Raw genomic sequence first — 26,207 nt, 5'->3', positions numbered from 1 at the left:
CGGCAACTTTGCCGTCCGAGAGGCAGTCAGTTCTGTAGACCTTTGACCACGCACGCACCACATTCGGGGAGCGCATATGCATATCAGGGGCGACCACGCCGAGCTGGTCGTCGGGGGCCGCCTCGACGTCCGCAGCGCGGCGGACGCCCGAACGGCCCTGCACACCGCCGTCGACACCGGCCGGGGCGATCTCGTACTCGACCTGTCCGAGCTCGACTCCTGGGACGCCACCGGTCTCGGAGTCATCATGGGGGCGCACCGCCGGGCCGGCCGGGCGGGCCGCCGGCTCGTGCTGCGCGGCGTACCGCCCCAGATGCAGCGCCTCCTGGTCGCCACCCGGCTGCACCGCATCCTCTCCATCGAGGGCGGTATCGAAGCCGAGTCGCTGCCCCGGGTCTGACCCGCCCGGCCCGCCGGGGCGGCGCTCCGGGCGCCATCCTCACCAACATGTGACCTACTGCACCGCGTGGTCCCGCTCCTCTTGCTGGATACTGTGCGATGGTCCGGGGTTCGGCTCCCGTCGTGTTCGGGAGGCCGCGGCGGACCACCGGACCGGAAGCGGGCGGCGTGCGTGCGGAAAGGCCGGGAGCACAACGGCACGCGACCCGGATCTGGGGGGCTTTGAGCGATGGACCCGAACGACCGGGAGCCCGAGGAGCACGACCACGAGCTCCAGGGCCACGAGCTCCAGGGCCAGGAGTTCCCAGGCCGGGAGTTCCCAGGCCAGGAGTTCCAGGGCCACGAGCAGCACGATTCCGCGCGGCCCGGCGGCACGTCGCCCCGGCCGCCGCGCGAGGCGGTGACCCCCGCCTTCGCGCCCGGTGAGCGGGACGGCGGCAAGGGCACCGGCACCGTCCGCGCCGTCCAGCTCGAGGCGGGCGCGTACCTGGTGACGGTCAATCCGGTCGACGGCAGCGAGATCGAGCGCCGCCCGCCCGGCTACCGCACCGAGGACGCCGGGACGGACTCCGGCCGCCCCGGGCGCACCAGCGGCGAGGACCGCGACGCGCTGCGCCGGGCCGCCATGCCCCCCGTTCCGCCCGGCCCGGCGGCCCCCGCGCTGCCGCTGCTGGAGCGGGACGAGGAGCGCGAACGGCTGGTGCGGCTGCTCTCCCGCGGGCGGTCCGTACGCGTCACCGGGCCGTCGGGATCCGGCCGCAGCGCCCTCCTCGACGCCGTCGCCGCCGACTGCGCCGACCTCGCCCCCGACGGGGTGGTCCGGCTCTCCGGCTACCGCCGGACCCCCACCGAACTGCTCCACGAGCTCTGCGCGACCGTCCACCACGCCCCCCGGTACCGGCCCGGACGGGATGAACTGCTGGCCACGGTGCAGGGGATCGGCGCCGTCGTCGTCCTCGACGACCTCGAGTTCGGCGGTGGCGGCCTGGACGAACTGCTCGCCGCCACGCCCGAGTGCGCGTTCCTCCTCTCCGCCACGCCCGACGTGGCGGCGCCCGCCACGGACTCGCACCTCGAGGAGGTGTTCCTCGGCGGACTCAGCCGCGCGGCCTGCCTGGAGCTGCTGGAGCGGGCCGCGCAGCGCCCGCTCTCCGAGGACGAGGCCGCCTGGGCGGCGGACCTCTGGTTCGAGTCCGAGGGGCTGCCGCTGCGCTTCGTCCAGGCCGGTGCGCTGCTCCGGCAGCACGACGCCCGACGCGCGGAAGGCGACGGCCCGCTCGCCGGCGAGGGCGGCACCGGCGGCGCCGAGGGGACGGCGGACGCGGCCGAGGAGCCGTCCGGCGACGAGCGGGACACCCCGCTGCCGACCCTGCCCGAGGCCGCGGCGCCCGCCGCGCTGCTCGCCTCCCGGCTGAGCGAGGCGGCCCGCGACACCCTGCGCTTCGCGGTCGCGCTCGCCGGCGAATGCCCCCACCAGGCCCATCTGCCCGCCCTCGTCGGCGACACCCGGGCGGACGCCGCCGTCGGGGAACTGCTGGCCTGTGGACTGCTCACCCCGGTGGGGGCCCACTACCGCCTCGCCTCCGGCGTCGCGGAGCGCCTGGCGGACGCCGGCTACGCCGAGGACGCCGCCGGGCACGCCCACAGCGCCGCCCAGCACTACGCCTGGTGGACCGGGCACCCGTCCGTCACGCCGGAGCGGGTCGCGGCCGAGGCGGACGCGATCCTCGCCGCGATGGCCGTCCTCGTCGGCAGCGAGGAGGCCGGGCACCCGAGCGCGGCCGTGCTGCTGGCCCGTACCGCGGCCCCCGCGTTCGCCGCTTCCGGACACTGGGGCGCCTGGGAGCGCACCCTGCGGCACGGGCAGGAGGCGGCCCGGCTCTCCGGCGAGGTCGCCGAGGAGGCCTACTTCCACCACGAGTTGGGGGTGCTCGCGCTGTGCACCGGCCGGCTGGACCGGGCGCGCGCCGAGCTGGAGGCGTCCATCGCGCTGCGCGGCGCCCTGGCCGACCGCCGCGGCGCGGTGGCCGGACGGCGGGCGCTGGCCCTCGTCGCCGACCAGGCCGCCGGCTTCGTGCCCGGCACGGGCGGCCCGGCAGCGGCCGAGGAGATCGTGCAGACACCGGTCTCGCGGACGGCGCGGGTGACCGCGGCGCTCGCCCGGAAGTCACCGGAGGAGGAGGCCCGCACCGTCCCGGCCCGGCTCTCCGGCGGTTCCGCCGCCGCGGAGGCCGGCGGCGCCGGGAGCGCGGTCGCCTCCCCGGCGGCCGGAGCCGGGAAGCCGGGCCCTGCCGGGAAGCCGGCAGCGGGGAAGCGGACCGGCTGGCGGCACACGGTCCTCAGCGGCGCGCGGCGCAATGTCGTCGCGGCCGGTGCGGGCGCGCTGCTCGCGGCCGTGCTCGGCACCGTGGTGACCCTGGGGTTCGCCTCCGGCGGCGACGGCCGGCAGCCGGACCGGGTGCGGACCGAACAGTCCGCCGACACCGACGACGGCCGCAACGGGCTGATCGCCGACGAGCCGCCCGCCCAGGGGTCCACGAGCCGGCCCCGCACGCCCGTGGAGGACGCCGCCCCGGCCACGACGGACGGCTCGCCCAGCACCGGCGGCACCCCGAGCGGCACGCCGTCGACGAGCGGTGCGCCCAGCCCGTCGGCGTCGAGCGAGGATCCGGACGAGCCGACGGGGCCGCCCTCCTCCAGCCGGCCGCCGTCCTCGTCCCGGCCGCCGTCCTCCCCGTCCACCTCGCGTCCGCCGTCCTCCCCGGCGCCGTCGGGGACCCCGTCGGCCACGCCGAGCGGCACCACGTCGAACACCGGCGGCGGTTCCGCCTCCGGTACCCCCGACGGCACGCAGTCGGTGACCGGCAGCGCCCCGGCGCCGTCCGGCGCGGCGGCGCAAACGGCAGCCGGAGACACGGAAACGGCAGGCGGGGCCACGGGAACGGCAAACGGAGCCACGCAAACGGCAAGCGGAGGCACGGAAACGGCCCCGGTCGCCTGACCGGGGCCGTGCGCGGCGGGCCTGTCGCGCACCGGTGCCGCGGGCGAGGGCCCGGGGCACCGGCGGCAGGCGCGAACGGCGGGCCGTCCTGCAGGGAAGGCCCGGCCGCTCGACGGGTTTCCGGCCGGGCCGAAGGCTCAGAAGAGCCGGAGCTTGTCGTCCTCGATGCCGCGCAGCCCGTTGTAGTCGAGCACCACACAGCCGATGCCGCGGTCGGCGGCCAGCACCCGCGCCTGCGGCTTGATCTCCTGGGCGGCGAAGACACCCTTCACCGGGGCCAGATGCGGGTCGCGGTTGAGGAGTTCGAGATAGCGGGTGAGCTGCTCCACCCCGTCGATCTCGCCACGCCGTTTGATCTCCACGGCCACCGTGGTGCCGTCCGCGTCCCGGCACAGAATGTCGACCGGCCCGATGGCTGTGGGGTATTCACGCCGAATCAGCGAATAGCCCTCACCGAGGGTTTCGATCCGGTCCGCGAGCAGTTCCTGGAGGTGTGCCTCCACGCCGTCCTTGATCAGACCGGGGTCGACGCCCAGTTCGTGCGAGGAGTCGTGCAGGACCTCCTCCATGGTGATGATGAGCTTCTCGCCCGCCTTGTTCACCACGGTCCACACCTGGTCGTCGCCCTCTTTGAGGGTGCACGGCGGGGACATCCAGTTGAGGGGTTTGTAGGCCCGGTCGTCCGCGTGGATCGACACACTTCCATCGGCCTTCACAAGGATCAGCCGGGGTGCCGAGGGGAGGTGGGCGGTGAGCCGGCCCGCGTAGTCGACGGAGCAGCGGGCAATGACGAGACGCATGGTCGGCCACGCTACTCGACCGGGCCGGGTCCACGCGATTCGCCCTGGATGGACCCCTTCGGCGGTGGCCGGTTGTGTGCCCATTCTCCTGGTGCCGGGGCGGTGCTGGACATACCTTTGACGCGGGAAGTCGCCGAATGGGCACGCTGCGTCGCGAACTCCCGTCCCTGCCCGTAAGACCCCGGGACCCGGGGTCGCGAGAGGAGAACCCCATGTCGCTCGACGTCTCACCGGCCCTGCTCGAGAAGGCCGAGCGAGGCGAGGTCGACGAAGCGGAATTCGTCGACTGCGTCCGGACCTCCCTGCCTTACGCCTGGGAGCTGATCAGCTCTCTGGTGGCCCAGCTCAAGGTGGACGGCGGCGAGTTCGCCGACAACCAGGTGCCCCCGCCGGACGAGCAGGCGCGCGGCCAGCTCCTCCGGGCGCTGGCGAGCGACGCGATACGTGGCGCGCTGCAGCGGCACTTCGGCGTGCGGCTGGCGTTCCAGAACTGTCACCGCGTGGCGGTCTTCCCGGTCGACCCGTCGGTGGACGAGCGGCTGGCCCGGTTCACCTCCGTACGGGGGCAGCTCCTCAACCAGTCGCCCACCCTCCGGGACTGCTGACGGCGGCGGCACCGCTCCGCGTACCGGGGAGGTGCATCGGGCAGGAGCGGCAGCACCCGGCTGCCGGCGCCTGCGCGATGCACGGACCGGCGGGCCACCGCTGCCTCAGCACCGCATCGGCCTCAGCACAGCATCGGCAGCACCTCACCGCCCAGCCGGCGCAGATTCTCCTCGGTCGCGGCGAGGTCACCCGTGCCCTCCACCATGAGGGCGAACCGGCTGACCCCGGTGCTCTCCGCCGTGGCCGCCAGGCGGTCGGCGCAGAGCCTCGGGGGACCCACCGGGTGGAGCGCGCACAGCAGCTCGGTGTAGGCGTGCGGATCGCGCATCCGGCGCGCCCGGCCGTCGACCGTGACATGGGCGCCCAGCCCCTGGTGCAGCCAGCCGGGCATCGCCTTGGCCAGTGCCTCGGACGCCTGCGCCCGGGAGTCCGCGATCTGCAGCACGCCCGCCGACACGTGCCCGGCGGCCGCGACCTCCTCGGGTGAACGCCCGGCCGCCAGCGCCGTCCGCCGCCAGAGCGCGACCGCCTCGGCCTTCTCCTCGTCACCGCAGTGCATGCCCAGCAGCATCGGCAGCCCGCGCTCCGCGGCCAGCCGGACGCTCGCGGGGGAGGTGCAGGCGACCACCACCGGCGGGCCCTCGGGGGCTTCCAGCAGTTCGTCCGCCCGGGGTACGACGGGCACTTCGCGGAAGGAGTACCGCTCGCCGTCCGCCCCGACGCGCGGCTCCCGCAGCCAGCGCAGCAGCAGATCGAGGGATTCGGGGAATCCCGTCTCGTACGCCGGCAGGCCGGAGCCGAACACCTCCAGATCGACCCAGGGCCCGCCGCGGCCCACGCCCAGGGTGAACCGGCCGCCGGACGTCAGATGGAGCAGGGCCGCCTGCTCGCCCAGGGACACCGGGTGGGCGGTGGGCAGCACGCTGACCGCGGTGCCGACCCCGATCCGCCGGGTCCGGCCGAGCAGCAGCGCGGCCAGCGTGACCGCCGACGGGCAGACGCCGTACGGCACGAAGTGGTGCTCGGCGAGCCAGACCGCGTCGAGCCCCGCCTCCTCGGCGACCTCGGCCGTCCGCACCGCGCGGTGCAGTGCCTCCCCCTGCCCCTGGCCCGGGAACTGGGCGGCCAGTGCAAACGTTCCTACGCGCATCGCCTTCTGCCTCCTAGCGGCCGACGCGGCTCTCCCCCTGGAGGCATTAACGGCTGACACGTGCCAAAGGCACGGCCCGGAAAGAAGTTTTGCGGATTATCGGGGTGATCACGGGGTGGTCTCCGGGGTGCCTGCCGCCCCCGGTCCGCCGCGTACGCTGGGGCACGGCTCAGCAGACCCCGGAATGCTCGCGAGGTGCCCCGTGTCTCCGCGTCGAAACCGCCCCCGCGGCGGTGACCGCCCCACTCCGCACACCGACGGGGACCGCTCCGGCCCGCAGCGGTCGCTCCCCGGCCTCGCGGGCTGGGGCAGCACCGAGAGCTGGCAGGGCGAGGACTGGGTGGTGCGCCCGGTGGGCGGCGCGGCGGCGGCCAAGCACTACCGCTGCCCGGGGTGCGACCAGGAGATCCCGCCGGGTGTTCCGCATGTGGTGGCCTGGGCCCAGGCCCGGCCGGTCGACGACCGGCGGCACTGGCACCGGGCGTGCTGGAACGCACGGGACCGCCGCACCACGCGGGTGCAGCGGTCCCGTCAGGCTCCGCGGTACTGACGTCCGGCCCCGGTGGTCCGGGGCCCGGCCGCCGGACCGGATCAGACGTCGCGCTGGTGCAGCATCGCGAACGCGCCGGCCAGTGCCGCCGCCGTGACGCCCGCGAGGATCCAGAGCAGGTCCCAGCCGGTGCCGTCACCGCCGCCGCCCATCGGCATGCGGTAGAGCGAGGCGAGACCGTTCAGCGGGGAGTACTCGATCAGCTTCTCCCGCACGGTCTGCAGGCTCTCGGTCGCCATGAACAGGGCGAGCAGCAGCGGCAGCAGCACGACGCCGAGCATCGTGGTGATGGCGCCGGCCGAGTGCCGCAGCAGCGAGCCGACGGCGAGCGACAGCAGGCCGAGCAGCGCCACGTAGAGCCCCGCTCCGACGGTGGCGCCCAGCCACTCGCTGCCGGTGGCGATCACCACGCCGTCCACCACCGACCCCTTGGGGAGGGAGGCGAACTCCGACGGCTCCCGGCCGCCCAGCATGGACGACTGGATGAGCGCGGTCAGCCCGGTGGCCACCGTCGTCATGACGAAGGAGAGCAGGAAGAAGACCGTCGCCTTGGCCGCCAGCACCCGGCCGCGGGAGGGACAGGCGGTCATGGTCGTGCGGATCATGCCGGTGCCGAACTCGGAGGTCACCACCAGCACGCCGAGGGTGATGATGCAGATCTGGCCGAGCATCAGCCCGAAGAAGCCGCCCGCGAGGAGCGGGGTCTGGGCCTGCTCCGAGGAGCTGAGCCCGGCCGCGGTCAGCGCTCCGACGCCCACCACGATCAGGAACATGGTGCCGAGCGTCCACATGGTGGAGCGCACCGTCCGGATCTTGGTCCACTCCGAGGCCAGCGCGTGGAAGAAGTGGGTGCCGCGCACCGGAATCGGCGAGGCGTAGCCCCCGGGCGCCCCGGCGGCGAACTGCGGAGCCGGCGGCTGACCGCCGGGCCCCTGGTGCGGGGCCGGAGCGTGGCCCTGCCACGCCGGGGGCGGCACCGGTCCGCCCGGTCCGTCCGTCGGCGCCGTGCCCTGCTGCTGGTACGGGGTGCTCATCGGCCGTCCTCGCTGTCACGCTTCGTCATGTCGGGGGCGCCGGCCGGCGCCTGCGGCGCCGCCGGGGGAGCGGTGGGGGCGGGCTGCGCGGCCTGCTGCGGCTGCGCGTACGGGTTCGGCTGCCCGGGGGCGGCGCCGTACGGGCCGGCCTGCTGCGGCGGCGCGAAGCCACCGGGCGGCGGGGCATAGCCGCCGCCCGGCACCGGACCGCCCGGTCCCGGCTGTCCCTGCGGCGCGTAGCCCGGCGCGGGCTGTCCCGGCGGGGCGTACCCGGGGCCGGCCTGCCCCGGTATTCCGGGCTGGCCCGGCATTCCGGCCTGGCCCGGGGCTCCGGCGGACTGGTCGAGGGTGGAGCGGTAGTCCACGGCGCCCTGCGTCAGCTGCATGTACGCCTCCTCCAGCGACGCCTGGTGCGGCGACAGCTCCCACAGCCGGACGTCCGCCTCGTGGGCCAGGTCGCTGATCCGCGGCAGCGGAATCCCGCTCACCCGCAGCGCGCCGTCCGGCTCCGGCTGGATCCGGCCGCCCGCCTCGCCGAGCGCCGCGGTCAGCTTCTCCCGCTGCGCCTGGTCGCCCTCGGGGGTGCGGACCCGGGCGAAGTCGGCCGAGTTGGCCGAGATGAAGTCCTTCACGCTCATGTCGGCGAGCAGCTGGCCGCGCCCGATCACGATCAGGTGCTCGGCGGTGAGCGCCATCTCGCTCATCAGGTGGCTGGAGACGAAGACCGTCCGGCCCTCGGCCGCCAGCTTCTTCATCAGGTTGCGCACCCAGAGGATGCCCTCCGGGTCGAGGCCGTTGACCGGCTCGTCGAAGAGCAGCACCTGCGGGTCGCCGAGCAGCGCCGCGGCGATGCCGAGCCGCTGGCCCATGCCCAGGGAGAACCCCTTGGACCGCTTCTTCGCCACCTCGTGCAGGCCGACCAGGCCCAGCACCTCGTCCACCCGGGAGGCCGGGATGCCCGACAGCTGCGCCAGGCACAGCAGATGGCTGCGGGCGCTGCGGCCGCCGTGCACGGCCTTGGCGTCGAGCAGCGCGCCCACCTGGCGCGGGGCGTTCGGCAGCTTGCGGTAGGGATGCCCACCGATCGTCACCTGGCCGCTCGTCGGCCGGTCCAGCCCCAGGATCATGCGCATGGTGGTGGACTTGCCGGATCCGTTCGGCCCCAGGAAGCCGGTCACCGTCCCCGGTCGTACCTGGAACGACAGGTTGTACACGGCCGTCTTGGCGCCGTAGCGCTTCGTCAGGCCGACTGCCTCGATCATTATCCGCCCCTCGCCGGATGGGTCGGGGACACGAACGTCTGCAACGAACGTCTGCAGAGAGCCCCCGTAAGAGTTAGGAGGATAACGACAGCTTGACGGTTCCCGTCCAATCGCGCGGAGTGCGGGACGGGCCCGGACCGGTGCCGCCCGCCCACGGTCCGCGGTGGGACCGGCACGTGCCCTCGCCGCCGGAAAACCCCTGTTGATCAGCCGGGCGGCGTCCCGTCGAGCGGCGGCAGATCGTCGTAGAGCGGCAGGTCGTCGTCGAGCGGCAGATCGTCGTGGAGCGGCAGGCCGCCGTGGAGCGGCAGGCGGTGACGGTGACGCCCGGCGCCCCGGGCCGGATACGGCCCGAAGTCGGCCGGCGGCAGCAGGCCCTCCTCGGCGAAGAGCCGGGTGGCCCGCCGGCGCAGCTCCGGGTCGGCGCCCGCGCGGCGCACCCAGCTGAGCGCATCGGGCCCCAGCAGCGCCCTCAGCCGGGGCGAGGCGGCGAGCAGCGCGGTCAGCAGTGCGGCCTGGTCCTGCGTGACGGGGCGCGGCCCGCCGTCGGGGCCGACGAGCAGGCCGTGCCGGCTGACGTACAGTCCGGCGGCGGCCGGCCGTTCCCCCGACGGCAGGGTCATCGCGAAGCGGTCGCCGGGCAGGGTCACCCGCCGGTAGTTCGGGGCCTCCGAGTCGTCCACGGCGGCCAGCTGCTCCGGGTCCAGCCAGCTCAGCACGGCGACGGCCGCGGCGTCAGCCGTCCCCGACGGGTACGGGGCCCGGGCCACGTAGCCGGGGCGGCTGACGTGCCCGGAGCAGCCCACGGCGACCCCGGCCACCAGGACCGGCACCAGCGGCACCACCGCGGACACCCCGCGGCCGGTGAGCTTGTGGACGAGCTGCGCGGGGGAGGCGTTGGAGCCGACCGCGATCACCGGATGCCGCCGGCCGACGGCGGGCCGGCCCAGCGCGGCCAGCACCTCGTCCAGCGGGCGCCCCGGACCGCCGGTGCCCGCCACCGGCCAGGCGCCCGGCCGGCTCCGCCGGACGGCCAGCGGCAGCAGCTCCGCCCCGGTGAGCAGATACGGCCCGGTGACCGGACGGCCGGGGTAGCTCAGCGGCCGCTCGGCCGGGATCTCGGCGAACCCCAGGGCCGCCAGACGCCGGTCCGCCACCCGGGCCCCTCTCCCCGCGCGGGGTCCGGGGCGACGGAGGAGCCCCGGCCGCGCGGACGCGTCTCAGGCGTCGCGGCTGCGGATCACCAGGCAGCCGCCGACCAGTGCCGCCGCGATCCAGGCGACCATGATCGCCAGCCCGCCCCACGGCCCGTACGGCGGATTGTCGTCCAGCGGGGGAACCACCTGCATGACGGCGTTCCCGGCCTGGTCCGGGAGGTACTGGCCGATCTCGCGGGTGGCCTCCACATTGCCCAGGATGTTCGAGACCAGGAAGAAGAACGGCATCAGGATGCCGAGCGAGAGCAGCGGGCTGCGCAGCATGGCGGCGATCCCCATCGAGAACATCGCGATGAGCCCCATGTAGAGCCCGCCGCCGAACACCGCCCGCAGCACCCCGGGGTCCCCGAGCGCGGCCCGGTGCTCGCCCAGCAGGGTCTGGCCGAGGGCGAAGGCGCCGAAGCTGGTCACCATGCCCACGACGAGCGCCAGGGCCGAGGCCACGGCGACCTTGGAGAGCAGAAAGGTGCCGCGCCGGGGCACGGCGGCCAGCGAGGTGCGGATCATGCCGCTGCTGTACTCGGTGGAGACCACCAGCACCCCGAAGACGATCATCGCGAGCTGACCGATGCCCATGCCCGCGAAGCTGAGGAACGTCGGGTCGAAGGTGAGCTGCTCCTCCGCCGACAGATCGCCGAAGCTCGCGTTCGCCACGATGCTGATCAGCGCGCCCAGGGCCAGCGTCACCACGAAGGCCAGGCTCAGCGTCCACGCCGTGGACCGTACCGACCGGAGCTTGGTCCACTCCGACCGGAGCACCTGCGACACCGCCATCGCTCAGCCTCTCTTCCGTCCGTCACGGCCTGCCCCGCGCCAGTCGGCGCCCCACGCGGCCGGCTGCCCGACGGGCACCCGCGGCCCGGCCTCTCCGGTTCCGGCTCCCGGCCCGGCCTCCCCGGTCCCGGCTGCCGGGCCGGTCACCTCGCCCTCGCCGTGCGCGTGGTACTCCACCGATCCCGCGGTCAGCCGCATGAAGGCCTCCTCCAGGGAGGCGTGCTGCGGGCTCAGCTCGTGCAGCACCAGCCCGTTGCGGGCCGTCAGCTCGCCCACCGCGGCCGCGTCCGTGCCGTCCACCTCCAGCGCCCCGTCCACCCCGGCCACCGGGGTCAGCCCGGCCGTGCGGAGCAGGTCGCGCAGCCGTTCCGGTTCGGGGCTCCGCAGCCGGACGAACGAGCGGGAGTGCTCGGTGATGAAGTCCGCCATGGAGGTGTCGGCGAGCAGCCGGCCCTGTCCGATGACGACCAGATGGTCGGCGGTGAGGGCCATCTCGCTCATCAGATGGCTGGAGACGAAGACCGTCCGGCCCTCCGCCGCCAGCCGCTTCATCACATTCCGGATCCAGTGGATGCCTTCGGGGTCGAGCCCGTTGACCGGCTCGTCGAACATCAGGATCCGCGGGTCCCCGAGCAGTGCCCCCGCGATGCCGAGCCGCTGGCCCATCCCGAGTGAGAAGCCCTTGGCGCGCTTCCGGGCCACCGACGCCAGACCCACGGTGTCCAGCACCTCGTCGACCCGGCGGGGCGGAATCCCGTTGCTCTGCGCCAGTGCGAGCAGATGGTGGTACGCGCTGCGGCCGCCGTGCACCGCCCCCGCGTCGAGCAGGGCGCCGATGTCCGTCAGCGGGTCAGGCAGCTCCGCATAGCGCCGGCCGTCGATCCGGACGTCGCCGGCGGTGGGGTGATCCAGACCGAGCACCATCCGCATGGTGGTCGACTTGCCGGAGCCGTTCGGCCCCAGGAAGCCGGTGACGACCCCCGGCCGCACCGTGAAGGTCAGCCGGTCGACGGCCAGCGTGTCGCCGTACCGTTTCGTCAGCCCTTCGAGCTCGATCATTTCCACACGCTAGGCACAGCGCGGCGCCCCCCGCCACCGGAGAGGGGCGGAGGGCGCCGCGCACTACCTCGCCGGACCGGGGGCCCGGCGCAGGGCCTCAGCGGGTCTGCTGGGCGGGAACCCCGTGCGTGACCGTCTCCTCTTCGGGGCTGCCGGCCGCGGCGACCGCCGCACCGGTCAGCGTCGCCAGCATCTCGCGGACGTTCGTCAGCTGCGCGTTGATGCTGTCGCGGCGGTTGGTGAGCGCCGCCAGCTCCCGCTCCGACTCGCTGCGGACCCGGTCGGCCTTGGCGTTGGCGTCCGCCACGATGTCCTCGGCCTGGCGCTGCGCGGTCTCCACCGTCTGGCGGGCCCGGCGCTCCGCGTCCGTCCGCAGCTTCTCCGCCTCCAGGCGCAGCTGCTCGGCCCGGTGCTCGATCTCGGCGAGACGCTTCTCCGCCTTGGCCTGACGGGACGCCAGGTCGCGCTCGGACTGCTCGCGGCGCTTGGCGAGGTTGGTCTCGAAGTCGGCCGCCGCCTGCGCGGCCTTGGCCCGGGTCTCCTCGAAGAGGGTGTCCGCCTCCTCGCGCTTGGACTGCGCGTCCTTCTGCGCCTCGGACCGCAGGGACGCCGCCTCGCCCTTCGCCTTGTCGACGATCCGGGCGCCGTCGTCCTCGGCCTTCGCCTTGCGCTCGGCGGCGAACGTCTCGGCGTCGTTGCGCACCTGCTGCGCGGAGGACTCCGCCAGCTCCCGGTGCTGCTCGGCGGCCCGACGGGCCTCCTCGCGCAGGTCCTTCGCCTCTTCCTCGGCAAGCCGGAGGATCTTCTCCACCCGGGCGCCGAGACCGGCGTACGACGGCTCCGCGTCGTTGACCTGGGCCTGGGCATTCTGCGTCTCGAGATGCAACTCCTCGATGCGCTTTTCCAGAGAGGTGATTCGGGAGAGTGCACTGTCACGGTCGGCGACGAGCTTCGTGATGCGGTCGTCCACCTGCCCGCGGTCGTATCCACGCCGCACGAGCTCGAAGCCGAAGGGGGAGGAAGTGTCGCTCATGAGGTTCCTGTCGAAAGAGACCGGTGAGGTGATAGGTGGAATCCTAGGGGCGCAAGCGGCGTGTCATCGAGTCAACGCAGGTTTGATCTGGAGAATGACCCCTCTTTCGGGTGGCTCACCCCTCGGACTGCTTGCCACCCGAACGCGAAGCGCCTGCTCCGGCAGCCGCCTTGACGCCGTTCTCCTTGGTGCCGCCCGGTGTCTCAAATGATTCCAACGCCTCCAGCACGTCCTGGACACGGGAGATCTCCGCATTGATGTCCTCGCGGCGCCGCACCAGCACTTCGAGCTCGCGCTTCCCCTCGTCGAGCATCCGCTCGGCCTCCTCCGAGGCCTCGGTGCGCAGCTGATCCGCCTCCCGCAGGATCGCCGCCTTCTTCTGCTCGGCCTCCTTGAGCAGCCCCTCGGCCTTCTTCACCGCGGCGATCCGGACCTTGCTCGCCTCGCTCGTCGCGTCCGAGACCATCGACTTGGCCTTCTCCCCGGCCTCCGTCAGCTGGTCGTCGGCCGCCTTGACGAGCTTGTCCACCCGCTCGCCCGCGGACTTCAGGGCCTCCGCCGACTCCCGCCGGGCCCGCTCGTGCAGCTCCTCCATCTCGGCCTCGACCCGGGTCCGCAGCTCCTCGGCGCGCTCCCGGATCGCGGTGGCGTCCCGGCGGGCCTCGCCGAGCAGGGTGTCGGCGTCCGTACGGGACCTCTCCACCCGGGCGTTGGCCTCGTTCGCCGCCTCCGCGACGAGCCGGTCCGCCTCCGTGCGGGCGGCGCCCACCATCGTGTCGGCCTGCTCCTCGGCGGCCGCGGCGGTGCTCACCGCCTCCTCCTGGGCCTTGGCCATGAGCTGGTCCGCCTGCTCGGCGGCGTCGCCGCGGCGCTTGCCCGCCGCCTGCCGGGCCTCGTCCAGCAGCCGGTCCGACTCCTCCTGGGCCTCCTGGCGCATCCGCTCGGCCGCCGCCTCGGCGTCGGCCTTGATCCGGTCGGCCTCCGCCCGGGTGACCTGCGCGTGCTCCTGCGCCGAACCGACCGTGGCGGACGCCTCGTTGCGCAGGCGCTCCGCCTCGTTCGCGGCCTCCGTCATCAGACGGTCCGCCTGCTCCGCGGCCTCGCCGCGGCGCCGGTCCGCCTCCGAACGGGCCTCGTCCAGCGTGCGCGTGGACTCCTGCTGGGCCGACTCCAGCCCCTGGGCGGCCTCGGTGCGCAGCCGCTGGGCCTCCTCGGTGGCCTCGCCGACCGTGCGCTCCGCCTCGGCCGTGGCCTCGGTGACGAGACGGTCGGCCTGCTCGGCGGCCTCGGAGCGCTTCTGGTTGGCCTCCTCGCGTGCCGCCGACCGCAGCCGGTCGGACTCCTCGATCGCCTCCGAAACCGTCCGCTCCGCCAGCGACTTGGCGGCCTCCGCCTCGCCCTGCGCCTCGTGCCGGGTCCGCTGCGCGTCCTCGGACGCCCGCTCCCGCTCCGCGTAGGCGTCGGAACGGACCCGGTCGGCCTCCTCCTGCGCCTCCGTCCGGGTGCGCTCCGCCGCGTGCTCGGCCGCCGACCGCAGCCCGGCGATCTCCTCCTCGGCCTGCTCGTGCAGCCCCGCGACGGAGTCCCGCACCTGCTGCGCGGTCTGCTCGGCCGCGGACACCAGCTCCGCGGACCGCCGCTCCGCCTCCTCGACCAGACGCTGCGCCTCGGCCTGCGCCTCCTCGACCCGGTGGCGGGCCGTCGCCAGCAGCTCCTCGCTCTGCTCGCGCGCCGCCGACCGCTCCTGGTGCGCCTCCTCGCGGGCGTCGCCCAGCATCGTCTCGGCCTCGCGCCGGCGGCGGGACGCCTCCTCCTGGGCGGCGGCCAGCGCCTCCGCGGCCTCGGCGCCGGTGCGTTCGGCCGCCGCGGCGGCCTCCGCCCGCATCCGGTCCGCGGTCTCCAGGGCCTGTGCCCGCAGCTCCTCGGCCTCGGCCGCGGCCTCGCTGCGCAGCCGCACGGCCAGCGCCTCGCCCTCGGCACGGGAATTGGAGGCGTCCGCGGCGGCCTCGGTGCGCAGCCGCTCCGCCTCGGTCTCGGCCTGCTGCTGGAGCGTCCGCTGCCGCTCGGCGGCCTCGGTGCGCAGCCGCTCGGTCTCCTCGGCGGCCTCCTTCCGCAGCCGCTCGGCCTCCGTACGGGCCTCCCGCAGCGCCTCCTCGGCCTCGGTGACCCGCTCCTCGGCCGCGGTGTGCAGCCGGGTCAGCTCCTCCTCGGCCTCGGCCCGCCGGTCGCGGGCGGCCTGCTCGGCCTCCTCGCGCAGCTGCCGCGCCTCCTCGGCCGCCTCCTCCGAGGTCTTCAGGGTCTGTGCCGCGGCCTCCGAGCGCAGCTCCTCGGCCTCGGCACGGGCCCGCTCCAGGGCGTCCTCGGCCTGCCGGCGCAGCGTCGTGGCGCGCTCGATCGCCTCGGTGCGCACCCGCTCGCTCTCGCTGCCGGCGCTGGTCCGGAGCTGCTCGGCGTCCTCCTTGGACTTGGCGAGCAGCCCCTCGGCGGTGCTGGCCGCCTCCTCGATCTGCTGGACCGCCTCGCGCCGGGCCTCGCTGCGGATCCGCTCGCCCTCGGCGACCGCCTCCGACCGGAGCTGCTCGGCCTCGCCGCGCAGCCGGCGGGCCTCCTCCTGCAGTTCGACGGCCTTGGCGCGGTACTCCTTGGTGTCGTCCTTCGCCGCGCCCTTGAGCTGCTCCGCGCTGTCGTGCGCCTCGGCGCGCAGCCGGTCGGCCTCGGCCTCCGCCTCGCGGCGGATCCGCTCGGCCTCCTCGGTCGCGGCCCGGGTGGTGTCCTTGGCGTCCTCCGACGCCTTGGTCAGCACCTCCTCCGCGCTGCGGGCGGCCTTGGCGAGCTGCGCCGCGGAGTCCTCGGCGGCGCTGGTGCGGGCGGTCTCCTGGGCCTCGGCGAGGACCCGGTCGGCGTCCGCCTGGGCGTCGGTGCGCAGTTGCTCGGCCTCGGCCTTGAGCGCCTCGGCCTCCTTGGTGGCCTCGCCCACCAGCCGGGCGATCTGCGCCTTGGCGGTCCGGGTGCGCTGCTCGTTCTCCGACTCGGCGGTGCTGAGCCGCTTCGCCGCGGCGGCGGACGCCTCCTCGCGGACCCGGTCGGCCTCGGCCCGCGCCTCGCGCAGCGCCTCCTCGGCGTCCTTCATCCGCTGCTCGGCGGTCCGGGTCAGCTCGGTCGCCTGGCGGCGCGCCTCGTCCGACTCGCTGGTGGTGGAGGTGCGCAGCTGCTCCGCGTGGTCGGTGGCCTCCTGGGCCTGCGTCGACGCGGCGTTGAGCAGCCGTTCGGCGTCGGTCCGCGCCCGGCGCAGGATGCTCTCCGCCTCGCTGCGGGCCGCCTCGGACTCCGAGACCAGCCGCTCCCGGGCCTGCTCGGCCAGGCGGTGGGCCTCGGTCCGGGCGGCGGCCAGCGCCTGCTCGGACTCGGCCCGCGACTCCTCCATGAGCCGGCGGGCCTGGGCCTCGGAACGGGCCCGCAGCTGCTCGGCCCAGGCGACGTTCTCGTTGACGTGCGACTCGACGGTCTGCCGGCGCTCGGCCAGCTCCTCGTCCAGCCGCTGCCGCCGGGCCACCGCCTCGGCGTGCAGCTCGGCCTCCAGCCGGGCCTGCCGCTCGGCCTGGTCCTGCAGCAGGTGCTGGGTCTGGGCACGGGCCTCGCGCAGCTCGCGCTCGGCGTCCGCCCGCAGCTGGTCCGCCTGGATCTGGGCATTACGGAGCATCTGCTCCGCCTGATAACCGATGTCCCCGGTGTCATAGGCAGGACGGGTCGCGAGGTTGCGGCGCGCCTCGTGCAGCTTGGCGCGCAACACCTCGACCTGGTAGCCGAGGTCGTCGGCGTGCTGGACGGCCTTCTCCCGCTCGGTCTTCAGCCGCTCCATCTCGGCCTCGAACTTCGAGAGGTGGTCGTCAGCCTCGTAGCGGTCGTAGCCCCGCACTGCGCGGTCCCATCCGTCCCCTGGTCGCGTCGACACCGGCGATCGTCCTGCCTTTCCAGGAGCCGGCCCGTTCTCCGATCTGCACTGTCCTTCGCGGTACGTGCTCTGATGCTGCTCTAGTACGTGCCTGTCGGAGAATGGTGTCAGATCGTCGGCGAGGTATGGGTCACAGCCCCCAACCCGAACCCCGGCCGAGCGGCCACTCTACCGGCCGGGGGACGAAGAGGTCAGTGGTCGTCGGCGGAGGCGGGGTTGGCGGTGACCAGTTCGGTCAGGACACCGTGGCAGTCCTTGGGGTGCAGGAACGTGATCCGGGAGCCCATGGAGCCGGTGCGCGGCTCGTCGTAGAGCACCCGGACGCCCTTGCCGCGGATGTCCGCGGCGTCGGCGTCCACGTCCGCGGTGCCGAAGGCGATGTGGTGCACGCCCTCGCCGTTCTTGGCCAGCCACTTGGCGACCGTGGAGTCCTCCCGGACCGGTTCCAGGAGCTGGAGGTAGGAGGCACCGCCGTCCGAGGTTTCGTTGATCTTCAGCATGGCCTCGCGCACGCCCTGTTCCTCGTTGACTTCGGTGTGGAACACCTCGAAGCCGTACGTGGCACGGTAGAACTCAACAGTCTTGTCGAGGTCGAAGCAGGCGATCCCGATGTGGTCGATTCGCGTCAGCATGGCTCCAGTGCACCGCCCGTTCATGTGGTTACGCAACGTGCGCGCGATCACACCTGCTGACCGGTGACCAGGCGCGTACCGCTCAGTACATTGACGAAAACCCTCGTTAACTTCCTTCCCCCGAAGGGGCCGCACCATGACTGGTACGACCGGCACCACCTCTGTGATCGTCGCAGGCGCCCGTACGCCCATGGGGCGTCTGCTCGGATCCCTGCGCAGCTTCTCCGGAGCCGACCTCGGCGGCTTCGCGATCAAGGCCGCGCTGGACCGGGCGGGCATCGGCGGCGACCAGGTCCAGTACGTGATCATGGGCCAGGTGCTCCAGGCCGGAGCCGGCCAGATCCCCGCCCGGCAGGCGGCGGTCAAGGCCGGAATCCCGATGAACGTGCCCGCGCTGACGGTCAACAAGGTCTGTCTGTCCGGTCTGGACGCCATCGCGCTGGCCGACCAGCTGATCCGCGCGGGCGAGTTCGACGTCGTGGTCGCGGGCGGCCAGGAGTCGATGACCAACGCCCCCCACCTGCTGCCGAAGTCCCGTGAGGGCTACAAGTACGGCGCGGTCGAGATGCTCGACACCATGGCGCACGACGGGCTGACCGACGCCTTCGAGAACGTCGCGATGGGCGAGTCCACCGAGAAGCACAACACCCGGCTGGGCATCAGGCGTCCGGAGCAGGACGAGATCGCGGCCCAGTCCCACCAGCGGGCCGCCGTGGCGCAGAAGAACGGCCTGTTCGAGGCCGAGATCACCCCGGTGGAGATTCCGCAGCGCAAGGGTGACCCGGTGATCTTCGCCAAGGACGAGGGTATCCGGGCCGAGACCACCGCCGAATCGCTCGGAAAGCTGCGGCCCGCGTTCGCCAAGGACGGGACGATCACCGCGGGAAGCGCCTCGCAGATTTCCGACGGTGCGGCCGCCGTTGTGGTGATGAGCAAGGCCAAGGCCGAGGAACTGGGCCTGGAGTGGATCGCCGAAATCGGCGCCCACGGGAATGTGGCCGGCCCGGACAACTCCCTGCAGTCGCAGCCCTCGAATGCGATCGAACACGCCCTGGGCAAGGACGGTCTGACCGTTGGGGATCTTGATCTGATCGAAATCAACGAGGCGTTTGCCGCGGTGGCGGTCCAGTCAATGAAGGACCTGGGAGTTTCCTCCGAAAAGGTGAACGTCAACGGTGGCGCCATTGCCCTGGGCCACCCGATCGGCATGTCCGGTGCGCGGATCGTGCTGCACCTGGCGCTGGAGCTGAAGCGGCGGGGCGGCGGAACGGGTGCCGCGGCGCTCTGCGGCGGCGGTGGCCAGGGTGACGCCCTGATCATCCGGGTGCCGCGGAACGGGACGAAGTAGTCCGCGGGACGGTACGAAGTGGTCCGCGGAGCGGTGAAGTGGTCCGCGGGGCGGCGCGAAGCGGGCCGCGGGGCGGACGGGTCCGGGTTCCGGTCCGGAAGGATCCGGGCCGGAACGGTCGGAGGTGGTCCGCGGGCCGCGGGCCGCGGACGGTACGGGGCTGACGTGGAACGGCAGGAAGCCGGTCGCGGAACGGCAGAGGCCGGCGGTCGGTGCGACGGCTCGGGCGAGCGCGAGGAGCGGAACAGTGGTTGACGTCCCCACCCTGGTCGAGCAGGCACGCCAGGGGCGCCCCCGGGCCGTGGCCCGGCTGATCTCGCTGGTCGAGGGGGCGTCGCCGCAGCTCCGCGAGGTGATGGCGGCGCTCGCCCCGCTGACGGGCGGGGCGTACGTCGTCGGGCTGACCGGCTCCCCCGGAGTCGGCAAGTCGACCTCCACCTCGGCGCTCGTCTCCGCGTACCGGCGGATCGGGAAGCGGGTCGGGGTGCTCGCCGTCGACCCGTCCTCGCCGTTCTCCGGCGGTGCGCTGCTGGGCGACCGGGTGCGGATGAGCGATCACGCGTCCGACCCCGGGGTCTACATCCGGTCCATGGCCACCCGGGGCCACCTCGGCGGACTCGCCTGGGCCGCGCCGCAGGCGATCCGGGTGCTCGATGCCGCGGGCTGCGACGTGGTGCTGGTCGAGACCGTGGGTGTGGGGCAGTCGGAGGTCGAGATCGCCGCCCAGGCCGACACCAGCGTGGTCCTCCTGGCCCCCGGGATGGGGGACGGGATCCAGGCGGCGAAGGCCGGAATCCTGGAGATCGGCGACGTCTACGTGGTCAACAAGGCCGACCGGGACGGGGCCGACGCGACCGCGCGGGAGCTCAACCACATGCTGGGGCTGGGTGAGGCGCGGGCCGCGGGGGACTGGCGTCCCCCGATCGTGAAGACCGTCGCGGCGCGGGGCGAGGGCATCGACGAGGTCGTCGAGGCGCTGGAGAAGCACCGGGCCTGGATGGAGGAGCACGGCGTGCTCTCCGAGCGGCGGGCTCGGCGGGCGGCGGGCGAGGTCGAGACGATCGCCGTCACCCGGCTGCGGGAACGCATCTACGACCTGCACGGGGACCGGCGGCTCGGGGCGCTCGCGGAGCGGATCGTGGCGGGGGAGCTCGATCCTTACGCGGCTGCGGACGAGTTGGTGGCCGGGTTGACTGAGGGCTCGGGGAGCTGACTCGTCGGGCGCGGTTCGGTGCCCCTGATACGTGGTGGAGCCCCCGAGGTGGTCCTCGGGGGCTCCGGTGTTGGGGCGGCGCGTTGTGTGCGGCGTGCGGGTGCGTTGGGTGTTGTGCGGCGGCGGTGGTTGTGCGCCCGGGGCGCTGGGGGCGCCACGGGCGGTGCGTGGTGACGGGGGCCGGGGCACTCCGGGGTGTGGGGTCCTGGAACGTATATTTACGGGCCTGGCGGCCCACAAATACACGGCAGCTTCCAGGACCCCACACCCCTGCGACCCCGGCCCCCTCCCGCCGGTGAGCAACTTTCCCGGCTCTTGGGCGTTCCCCGCTACCGGACGGGGGAGCGGTTATCGGGCTTCCCCGTCCGGTGGTTGGTGGACGCGCTGCCGTCAGTCGTCGTCGGAGTCCTGGTCGTCGTCCGAGTCGTCGTCGTGGTCGGCGGTGACGGTGGCCTTGGCGGTGTTCTGGTCGACGCGGACGTCCTGGTCCTGGCCCTGCTTGTTCTGGAGCTCGACCTCCCAGGCGCCGTCGTCGAACTCGACCGAGGTGACCTTGCCCGGGGCGGCCTTCTGGGCGGCCGCGATGGCTTCGCGGGCGTCGGTCTTCGCGTTCTTCACGGCGTTGCCGTCGTCCTCCTGCTCGGCGTGGTTGCCGAGCACGCGGCCGTTGCCGGCGTCCAGCTTCAGCTCGTGCCAGGTGCCGTCGTCGCCGACGACGTCCACGTCCCAGACGACGCCCTTCGCGGTGTGGTCCAGCTCAGCCGAGGCGACGGTGCCCGGCTGGGCCTTCAGGGCCTTGGCCACGGCCTGTGCCGCGTCCGTCGTGGCGGCGCGTGCCTCGCGGACATCGTCCGCGTCCCGGTCGTCCCCGTCCCGGTCGTCCGTGTCGCGGACGTTCGTGGACGTGGCGCTGGTGGGGGTCTGCGCAGCCTCGTCGTTGCCGGGGACGGCGAAGGCCGAGACGGTGCCGCCGATCAGCGTCGCCGCGGTGACGGTGGCGATGACGATGTTGCGCTTCATGTGTTCCTCCCGCTGTGGTTCGGTATCGCAGTCGGTTGCGATGTGGACCACCGTGCCGAAGTGATGCTGAAGCGGGGCTGAAGCCTCCTGAAGCTCTCTTCAGGTGGGCTCTGGGAAGCTGGGCGCATGCGTTTGTTGATCGTGGAGGACGAGCGGCGCCTCGCGCTGTCGCTGGCCAAGGGCCTGACGGCGGAGGGGTTCGCCGTCGATGTGGTGCACGACGGGACCGAGGGCCTGCACCGGGCGAGCGAGGGCGCGTACGACCTGATCGTCCTCGACATCATGCTGCCGGGGATGAACGGCTACCGGGTGTGCGGGGCGCTGCGGGCCGCCGGGGACGACGTGCCGATCCTGATGCTGACCGCCAAGGACGGCGAGTACGACGAGGCCGAGGGCCTCGACACCGGCGCCGACGACTACCTGACCAAGCCGTTCTCGTACGTGGTGCTGGTCGCCCGGGTCCGGGCCCTGCTGCGGCGGCGCGGGCGGACCGCCTCGCCGGTGCTGACCGTGGGCGGGCTGAGCGTCGACACCGCCGCCCGCCGGGTCACCGTCGACGGCGCGGAGGCGACGCTGACCACCAAGGAGTTCGCCGTGCTGGAGCAGCTGGCGCTGCGCGCCGGCGAGGTCGTCTCCAAGTCCGAGATCCTGGAGCACGTCTGGGACTTCGCCTACGACGGCGACCCGAACATCGTGGAGGTCTACATCAGCGCGCTGCGGCGGAAGCTCGGCGCGAAGACCATCGGCACCGTGCGCGGGGCCGGATACCGGCTGGTGGGCGACCGTGCGTAGGGTCTTCGGCACCGTACGGGCCCGGGCGGCGCTGGGGGCGACGGCCGTGGTCGCGGCGGCTCTGATCGCCGCGGGTGTCGCCGTGCTGATGGTGCTGAGCGGCAATCTGCGCGACCAGGCGGACCTCCAGTCGCAGGTCGCGGCGCGGGAGGTCGCCGGGCAGGTGGCGACCGGGGCGCCGTACGGCCGGCTGGACCTGCCGGATGGCGACGAGCACCCCGTGCAGGTGGTCTCCGAGGACGGGGCGCTGCGGGCCGCCAGTGAGGATCTGCAGGCCGTCACCGGCACCGGGACCGCCGACGTGAAGCCGGGCGGCGCCGCCTCCCGGCCTCCGGAGGACGACGACGGGGACGAGGACGAGGAGGACGCCCCGCACAGCGGCGAGGTCTCCTCGGACGAGGGGGAGACCCGCGGTGGCACCGCGACCGTGGAGGGCGAGAAGCAGGAGTACCGCTTCGCGTCCGTCGAGGCGACCACACCGCGCGGGGAGACCGTGACCGTCCACGCGGGCTCACCGCTCGCCACCGAGCAGGGGGCGGTCGGCGAGGTGCGCATGGCGATGCTGATCGGACTGCCGCCGCTGCTGCTCGTGGTGGCCGGGGTCACCTGGCTGGTCACCCGGCGGGCGCTGCGCCCGGTCGAGGGCATCCGCGGCGAGATGGCCGCCATCACGGCCTCGACCGACCTGTCCCGGCGGGTGCCGGAACCGGACTCCCGGGACGAGGTCGCCCGGCTGGCCCGGACCACCAACGAGACGCTGGCCGCGCTGGAGACGTCCGTGGAGCGGCAGCGGCGCTTCGTCGCCGACGCCTCGCACGAGCTGCGCAGCCCGATCGCCAGCCTGCGGACCCAGCTGGAGGTGGGGGTCGCCCACCCGGAGCTGCTGGACGTCGAGGGCGCGGTGGAGGACACCGTGCGGCTCCAGCAGCTCGCCGCCGACCTGCTGCTGCTCGCCCGGCTCGACGCGGGGGAGCGGCCCCGGGAGGGCGGCACGGTGGAGCTGGCCGCCCTGGTGCGCGAGGAGCTGGCGCAGCGCGCCGGAGGGCCGGTGCGGCTGCGGGCCGAGGCGGTGGAGTCACCCCTCGACGTGGCCGGTTCCCGGAGCCAGTTGGCGCGGGTGCTGGGCAACCTGCTGGACAACGGCCGGCGGCACGCGGCGACGGAGGTGACCGTCTCGCTGCGGACCGAGGGCGGCTGGGCGGTGCTCGGCGTCGCGGACGACGGCAGCGGCGTGCCCGAGGAACAGCGGGAGCGGATCTTCGAGCGGTTCGTCCGCCTGGACGACGCCCGGAGCCGGGACGACGGCGGTGCCGGCCTCGGTCTGGCCATCGCCCGGGACGTCGCGGAACGCCACGGCGGCACCCTGACGGTCCGCCGGTCGGCGGCGGGAGGCGCGCTGTTCGAGCTGCGCCTGCCCGCCGGCTGAGCCGGGAGTTGGGCAGGGCCTAGCTGCGGCTGCGCTGGTCCCGGAGGTGGTCGGCCACCGGGGTCAGGGACTCCCGGAGCGCCTCCAGTTCGGCGGCCGGCAGCAGGTCGATGAAGTGCCGCCGGACCGAGGCGACGTGGTGCGGGGCGACCCTCCGCATCGTGTCCGAGCCCTCGTCCGTCAGGCAGGCGTAGAGGCCGCGCCGGTCGGACTCGCAGTGCTCGCGGCGGACCAGCCCCGCGTTCTCCATCCGGGTGATCTGGTGGGAGAGTCTGCTCTTGGACTGGAGCGTGGCGGCGGCGAGGTCGCTCATCCGCATCCGTAGCTCCGGTGATTCGGAGAGGTTGACCAGGATCTCGTAGTCGTTGTTGGTCAGGCCGAACGGCTGCAGATCCTTTTCGAGCTGGTGCATCAGCAGCTTGTTGACGTCCAGGTGGGTACGCCAGGCGCGCTGTTCGTCGTCGCTGAGCCAGAGGGTGGCCGTCTCGGTCTCCATAGAATGATTCTACCTACAAAAGTTGAAATACGGACCATTTTTGGTGTGTGGCGTCCGTTCCCCCGGGACGCCCGCCCGTGTGTGCAGGCGTTCGACGTTACACTCCGCAGACTACCGCTCACAGCCCGAAGCGACGCTGGAGGCCCCCCAGTGAACCCGGCAGCTGGGGCAGGCCGGGGGGCCCGGCGGGGGTGCCGCCGTGACCGCCGGAGTGGCCGCCGCCCGGCACGCCCTCCTGATGCGGCACCAGGCCGGTGTTCTGCTCGGGCATCAGCAGCTCGGTGGACTGGAGCAGTACCTGCCCCGCCCCCACGAACTCGAATTGGTGCTCCTCGCCCGAGGTGCCTCCGATGCCGGTCAGCGCGCGCAGCCCGCCCATGACCCCGCGCAGGTAGCCGTGGTCGTAGTGGTGGCAGGGGGAGGGGCAGTCGGCCCAGCCCACCAGGGCCTGCGGGTCGACCCGGACCGGCGGCTCCACGAAGACGACCGGGCCGTTCGACGCGGCGACGAACGTGCCGGTGCCGATCAGGGTGAGAAAGCCCGGGACGATCGACTGCTTGAGGGAGAGCCCCGGCTGGAAGGCCAGCAGGTTGCCGGCGCGGATGGTGAGGTTGCCGTCCTCGAGGTCGTAGGAGTTGACGTCGAAGGCCCGGTCGGCGAGGAGCATCTTGCCCTCGCCCTCGGCGACCACCCAGTCCGAGGCGTGCAGCGGGGAGTGGAAACTGCCCGCGACCAGCCGGTCGAGACGGCCGTGGCCGACGCCCTCGAAGTCGATCCGCCCGTAGTAGGCGATCATCTTCCCCTTCTGGAGGAACCACTGTCCCTTCAGGTCGACACAGAAGGTGTAGGCATTGACGTTGTCGTTGACCGGCAGGGTGTGCGGGTCGTGGACGACGGGGCCGGTCATAGCTTCTCCTCCGAGGCCTGTACGTACACCGCGCCGCTGCCGGAGAGCTCCAGTTGGAACGCCTCGCCCGAGCCGCGCCCCACCATGTCGCGCCAGCCGAGCGCGGTGGACAGCTTGTTCCGCACGTCCCCGTGGTGCGCGACGTACGCCTGCGGGTCGACGTGCACGGGGCGGTCCGGGGTGATGGGCAGCTCGATCACGCCGCCGTGGGCCATCACCGCCACCGAACCGTGCCCCTTGAGGGTGGTGGTGAACAGGCCCTGGCCCGTCACCTGGCCGCGCACCATGCCCATCACCCCGCCCTGCGAGCCCATGAACATCGTGCCCTGCTCCAGAGTGCCGTCGAAGGCGAGCAGCCGGTCCGCCTCGACGTACAGGGTGTCGCCCGCGAGCTCGATCACCTGGATGTGGTGGCCGCCGTGGCCGAACATCACGGTGCCGCTGCCCTCGACGGTCATCAGCGGCGTCGCCTCGTCGGCGATCCGGCGCCCGATCATCGAGGTCAGGCCGCCCTGGCCGCCCTGTGTGTTGGGCGTGAAGGTCACCTCGCCCCGGTAGGCGAGCATCGCGCCGCGCTGGCTGAACAGCCGCTCGCCGGGCCGGACCCGGGCCTCGACCATCTTGGGATTGATCTCCTGAAAGGGCATCAGGCCCCCCTCTCGCTGTGCGTCCGGCGGGTCCGGTGCTCCGGTGCGGCGGCGGGCGGCCGCCCGCCGGCCGGACGCGGCACGGCCGGCGGCGCGGTGGCCGGGTGTCCGGCGGTCGGCCGGGTCGCGCTCACACCTCACCGCCGAGGGTGTTCCGCTCGCTGGGCTGGACGTAGACCAGCCCCTCGCCCTCGAAGCGGATCTGGAAGGCCTCGCCCGAGCCCTCCCCGAGGAACGTCCGGAAGGTGACGCCCGACTGGAAGTGCTGCTGCAGATTCCCGGTGTGCGCCACGTACGCCCCCGGGTCCACCTGGAGCGGGTACCGGTCGCTCACCCGCAGCACCACCGCGGGGCCGTCGGAGAGGATCGCCGCCTGGCCGGTGCCCTCGACGGTCGTGGTGAACAGGCCGTTGCCCTGGGAGGCGCCGCGCACCCCGGTGAACGAGGTGCCGGTGCGCAGGGACGAGTCCGTGCACAGCAGATTGCCGGCCTCGACGTACAGCGTCTCGCCGCGCAGCGACACCAGGTTGATCTCGCTGGCGCGGTCCGCGAAGTAGCAGGTGCCGTGCCCCGACACCTCCATGACCTCCATCTGTTCGCCGGTGAGCCGGCGGGTCACCATGCCCCGGATGCCCTCGCCGCCGCCGGACATCTTCTTGAACGCCATCCGGCCGTCGTAGGCGACCATCGCGCCGTTCTTCGCCTTCACGGCGTCGCCGGTCATGTCGACGGCGAGCACCTTGCTGCCTTGGAGTCGAAACTGAGCCACGGGGATGAAGGTATCCGCCCGAAGCGGGTCCGAACAGGGCCATCGGCCCGGACCGGACCCGGGGGGCGGCCCGGGTCCGGGCGGCTGGCACAATGGGCCTTCGCTTGTGCAAGTGTTCAC

Annotated in this window: 23 protein-coding genes; 8 read left to right on the top strand and 15 right to left on the bottom strand. The window is 73.6% G+C overall.

Annotation, left to right across the window (positions count from 1 at the left end):
• The first annotated feature begins 76 nt into the window (after window positions 1-76).
• Together ABT112_RS16010 and ABT112_RS16005 are read left to right on the top strand one after the other, a co-directional pair.
• On the top strand, window positions 77-400 hold the full coding sequence (locus ABT112_RS16010) for an STAS domain-containing protein (protein ID WP_351509876.1): 324 nt from the start codon (window positions 77-79) through the stop codon (window positions 398-400).
• Window positions 401-628: 228 nt separating this feature from the next.
• The gene (locus tag ABT112_RS16005; RefSeq protein WP_351509874.1) at window positions 629-3,400 is read left to right on the top strand and encodes an ATP-binding protein; all 2,772 of its coding nucleotides are present in this window, start codon (window positions 629-631) and stop codon (window positions 3,398-3,400) included.
• 137 nt (window positions 3,401-3,537) lie between these two features.
• Here ABT112_RS16005 and nucS read toward each other — a convergent pair whose 3' ends face one another.
• The gene (nucS, locus tag ABT112_RS16000; protein ID WP_351509872.1) at window positions 3,538-4,200 is read right to left on the bottom strand and encodes an endonuclease NucS; all 663 of its coding nucleotides are present in this window, start codon (window positions 4,198-4,200) and stop codon (window positions 3,538-3,540) included.
• A 212-nt stretch (window positions 4,201-4,412) separates the two neighbouring features.
• Between nucS and ABT112_RS15995 the strand changes: the two genes are divergently transcribed.
• Window positions 4,413-4,805 carry an SCO5389 family protein gene (locus ABT112_RS15995; RefSeq protein WP_351509870.1) on the top strand — a complete coding sequence of 131 codons (393 nt, stop codon included), beginning with the start codon at window positions 4,413-4,415 and terminating at the stop codon, window positions 4,803-4,805.
• A 122-nt stretch (window positions 4,806-4,927) separates the two neighbouring features.
• Here ABT112_RS15995 and ABT112_RS15990 read toward each other — a convergent pair whose 3' ends face one another.
• Window positions 4,928-5,956, bottom strand: coding sequence for an LLM class flavin-dependent oxidoreductase (locus ABT112_RS15990; protein WP_351509868.1), 1,029 nt, complete (start codon window positions 5,954-5,956; stop codon window positions 4,928-4,930).
• A 202-nt stretch (window positions 5,957-6,158) separates the two neighbouring features.
• Here ABT112_RS15990 and ABT112_RS15985 point away from each other — a divergent pair, with 202 nt between their 5' ends.
• On the top strand, window positions 6,159-6,506 hold the full coding sequence (locus ABT112_RS15985) for an Rv1322 family protein (RefSeq protein WP_351509866.1): 348 nt from the start codon (window positions 6,159-6,161) through the stop codon (window positions 6,504-6,506).
• 41 nt (window positions 6,507-6,547) lie between these two features.
• On the opposite strand, the gene ABT112_RS15980 is transcribed toward ABT112_RS15985, so the two are convergent.
• From ABT112_RS15980 to mce, 8 genes are all read right to left on the bottom strand, one after another.
• Window positions 6,548-7,540 carry an ABC-2 transporter permease family protein gene (locus ABT112_RS15980; protein WP_351509863.1) on the bottom strand — a complete coding sequence of 331 codons (993 nt, stop codon included), beginning with the start codon at window positions 7,538-7,540 and terminating at the stop codon, window positions 6,548-6,550.
• Window positions 7,537-8,802 carry an ABC transporter ATP-binding protein gene (locus ABT112_RS15975; protein WP_351509861.1) on the bottom strand — a complete coding sequence of 422 codons (1,266 nt, stop codon included), beginning with the start codon at window positions 8,800-8,802 and terminating at the stop codon, window positions 7,537-7,539. The genes ABT112_RS15980 and ABT112_RS15975 overlap by 4 nt, the downstream gene beginning before the upstream one ends.
• A 206-nt stretch (window positions 8,803-9,008) precedes the next feature.
• Complete coding sequence (locus ABT112_RS15970; protein WP_351509859.1) at window positions 9,009-9,959, bottom strand: hypothetical protein; 951 nt, start codon at window positions 9,957-9,959, stop codon at window positions 9,009-9,011.
• A gap of 63 nt (window positions 9,960-10,022) precedes the next feature.
• Window positions 10,023-10,793, bottom strand: coding sequence for an ABC transporter permease (locus tag ABT112_RS15965; protein WP_351509856.1), 771 nt, complete (start codon window positions 10,791-10,793; stop codon window positions 10,023-10,025).
• Window positions 10,794-10,796: 3 nt separating this feature from the next.
• Window positions 10,797-11,852, bottom strand: coding sequence for an ABC transporter ATP-binding protein (locus ABT112_RS15960; protein ID WP_351509854.1), 1,056 nt, complete (start codon window positions 11,850-11,852; stop codon window positions 10,797-10,799).
• 97 nt (window positions 11,853-11,949) lie between these two features.
• Entirely contained in the window at window positions 11,950-12,885 is a 936-nt protein-coding gene (locus ABT112_RS15955) for a coiled-coil domain-containing protein (protein ID WP_351509852.1), read from the bottom strand.
• A gap of 115 nt (window positions 12,886-13,000) precedes the next feature.
• Window positions 13,001-16,801, bottom strand: coding sequence for a polarized growth protein Scy (gene scy, locus ABT112_RS15950; RefSeq protein WP_351510009.1), 3,801 nt, complete (start codon window positions 16,799-16,801; stop codon window positions 13,001-13,003).
• Between the two features lie 227 nt (window positions 16,802-17,028).
• On the bottom strand, window positions 17,029-17,469 hold the full coding sequence (mce, locus tag ABT112_RS15945) for a methylmalonyl-CoA epimerase (RefSeq protein WP_351509850.1): 441 nt from the start codon (window positions 17,467-17,469) through the stop codon (window positions 17,029-17,031).
• A gap of 136 nt (window positions 17,470-17,605) precedes the next feature.
• Between mce and ABT112_RS15940 the strand changes: the two genes are divergently transcribed.
• Complete coding sequence (locus ABT112_RS15940; protein WP_351509848.1) at window positions 17,606-18,817, top strand: acetyl-CoA C-acetyltransferase; 1,212 nt, start codon at window positions 17,606-17,608, stop codon at window positions 18,815-18,817.
• Window positions 18,818-19,064: 247 nt separating this feature from the next.
• On the top strand, window positions 19,065-20,030 hold the full coding sequence (meaB, locus tag ABT112_RS15935; protein ID WP_351509845.1) for a methylmalonyl Co-A mutase-associated GTPase MeaB: 966 nt from the start codon (window positions 19,065-19,067) through the stop codon (window positions 20,028-20,030).
• A gap of 390 nt (window positions 20,031-20,420) precedes the next feature.
• On the opposite strand, the gene ABT112_RS15930 is transcribed toward meaB, so the two are convergent.
• Window positions 20,421-21,050 carry a PepSY domain-containing protein gene (locus ABT112_RS15930; protein WP_351509843.1) on the bottom strand — a complete coding sequence of 210 codons (630 nt, stop codon included), beginning with the start codon at window positions 21,048-21,050 and terminating at the stop codon, window positions 20,421-20,423.
• A 126-nt stretch (window positions 21,051-21,176) separates the two neighbouring features.
• Between ABT112_RS15930 and ABT112_RS15925 the strand changes: the two genes are divergently transcribed.
• Window positions 21,177-21,842 carry a response regulator transcription factor gene (locus ABT112_RS15925; protein ID WP_351509841.1) on the top strand — a complete coding sequence of 222 codons (666 nt, stop codon included), beginning with the start codon at window positions 21,177-21,179 and terminating at the stop codon, window positions 21,840-21,842.
• On the top strand, window positions 21,835-23,268 hold the full coding sequence (locus ABT112_RS15920; RefSeq protein ID WP_351509839.1) for a sensor histidine kinase: 1,434 nt from the start codon (window positions 21,835-21,837) through the stop codon (window positions 23,266-23,268). The genes ABT112_RS15925 and ABT112_RS15920 overlap by 8 nt, the downstream gene beginning before the upstream one ends.
• Window positions 23,269-23,287: 19 nt before the next feature.
• Here ABT112_RS15920 and ABT112_RS15915 read toward each other — a convergent pair whose 3' ends face one another.
• The 4 genes from ABT112_RS15915 to ABT112_RS15900 form a co-directional block, all read right to left on the bottom strand.
• On the bottom strand, window positions 23,288-23,764 hold the full coding sequence (locus ABT112_RS15915) for a MarR family winged helix-turn-helix transcriptional regulator (protein WP_351509837.1): 477 nt from the start codon (window positions 23,762-23,764) through the stop codon (window positions 23,288-23,290).
• 118 nt (window positions 23,765-23,882) lie between these two features.
• Window positions 23,883-24,671 carry an AIM24 family protein gene (locus ABT112_RS15910; RefSeq protein WP_351509835.1) on the bottom strand — a complete coding sequence of 263 codons (789 nt, stop codon included), beginning with the start codon at window positions 24,669-24,671 and terminating at the stop codon, window positions 23,883-23,885.
• Entirely contained in the window at window positions 24,668-25,318 is a 651-nt protein-coding gene (locus tag ABT112_RS15905) for an AIM24 family protein (protein ID WP_351509833.1), read from the bottom strand. Before ABT112_RS15905 ends, ABT112_RS15910 begins: the two co-directional genes overlap by 4 nt.
• A gap of 130 nt (window positions 25,319-25,448) precedes the next feature.
• Window positions 25,449-26,087: an AIM24 family protein gene (locus tag ABT112_RS15900; RefSeq protein WP_351509831.1), complete on the bottom strand. Its 639-nt coding sequence runs from the start codon at window positions 26,085-26,087 to the stop codon at window positions 25,449-25,451.
• Window positions 26,088-26,207: the final 120 nt, after the last annotated feature.

This window comes from Streptomyces sp. NPDC002055 (genome assembly GCF_040296705.1).
In the GTDB taxonomy this organism is placed as follows: domain Bacteria; phylum Actinomycetota; class Actinomycetes; order Streptomycetales; family Streptomycetaceae; genus Streptomyces.
The sequence above is the reverse complement of the archived record's forward strand: the minus strand, read 5'-3'. Positions and strand labels throughout refer to the sequence as shown.

Coding starts and splice junctions, on each gene's coding strand:
- ABT112_RS15915 (WP_351509837.1), bottom strand. CDS start 23,764: ATGGAGACCGAGACGGCCACCCTCTGGCTCAGCGACGACGAACAGCGC.
- ABT112_RS15995 (WP_351509870.1), top strand. CDS start 4,413: ATGTCGCTCGACGTCTCACCGGCCCTGCTCGAGAAGGCCGAGCGAGGC.
- ABT112_RS15960 (WP_351509854.1), bottom strand. CDS start 11,852: ATGATCGAGCTCGAAGGGCTGACGAAACGGTACGGCGACACGCTGGCC.
- ABT112_RS15955 (WP_351509852.1), bottom strand. CDS start 12,885: ATGAGCGACACTTCCTCCCCCTTCGGCTTCGAGCTCGTGCGGCGTGGA.
- ABT112_RS15975 (WP_351509861.1), bottom strand. CDS start 8,802: ATGATCGAGGCAGTCGGCCTGACGAAGCGCTACGGCGCCAAGACGGCC.
- ABT112_RS15910 (WP_351509835.1), bottom strand. CDS start 24,671: ATGACCGGCCCCGTCGTCCACGACCCGCACACCCTGCCGGTCAACGAC.
- ABT112_RS15990 (WP_351509868.1), bottom strand. CDS start 5,956: ATGCGCGTAGGAACGTTTGCACTGGCCGCCCAGTTCCCGGGCCAGGGG.
- mce (WP_351509850.1), bottom strand. CDS start 17,469: ATGCTGACGCGAATCGACCACATCGGGATCGCCTGCTTCGACCTCGAC.
- ABT112_RS15930 (WP_351509843.1), bottom strand. CDS start 21,050: ATGAAGCGCAACATCGTCATCGCCACCGTCACCGCGGCGACGCTGATC.
- ABT112_RS15980 (WP_351509863.1), bottom strand. CDS start 7,540: ATGAGCACCCCGTACCAGCAGCAGGGCACGGCGCCGACGGACGGACCG.
- nucS (WP_351509872.1), bottom strand. CDS start 4,200: ATGCGTCTCGTCATTGCCCGCTGCTCCGTCGACTACGCGGGCCGGCTC.
- ABT112_RS16005 (WP_351509874.1), top strand. CDS start 629: ATGGACCCGAACGACCGGGAGCCCGAGGAGCACGACCACGAGCTCCAG.
- ABT112_RS15940 (WP_351509848.1), top strand. CDS start 17,606: ATGACTGGTACGACCGGCACCACCTCTGTGATCGTCGCAGGCGCCCGT.
- ABT112_RS15905 (WP_351509833.1), bottom strand. CDS start 25,318: ATGCCCTTTCAGGAGATCAATCCCAAGATGGTCGAGGCCCGGGTCCGG.
- ABT112_RS15925 (WP_351509841.1), top strand. CDS start 21,177: ATGCGTTTGTTGATCGTGGAGGACGAGCGGCGCCTCGCGCTGTCGCTG.
- ABT112_RS15965 (WP_351509856.1), bottom strand. CDS start 10,793: ATGGCGGTGTCGCAGGTGCTCCGGTCGGAGTGGACCAAGCTCCGGTCG.
- ABT112_RS16010 (WP_351509876.1), top strand. CDS start 77: ATGCATATCAGGGGCGACCACGCCGAGCTGGTCGTCGGGGGCCGCCTC.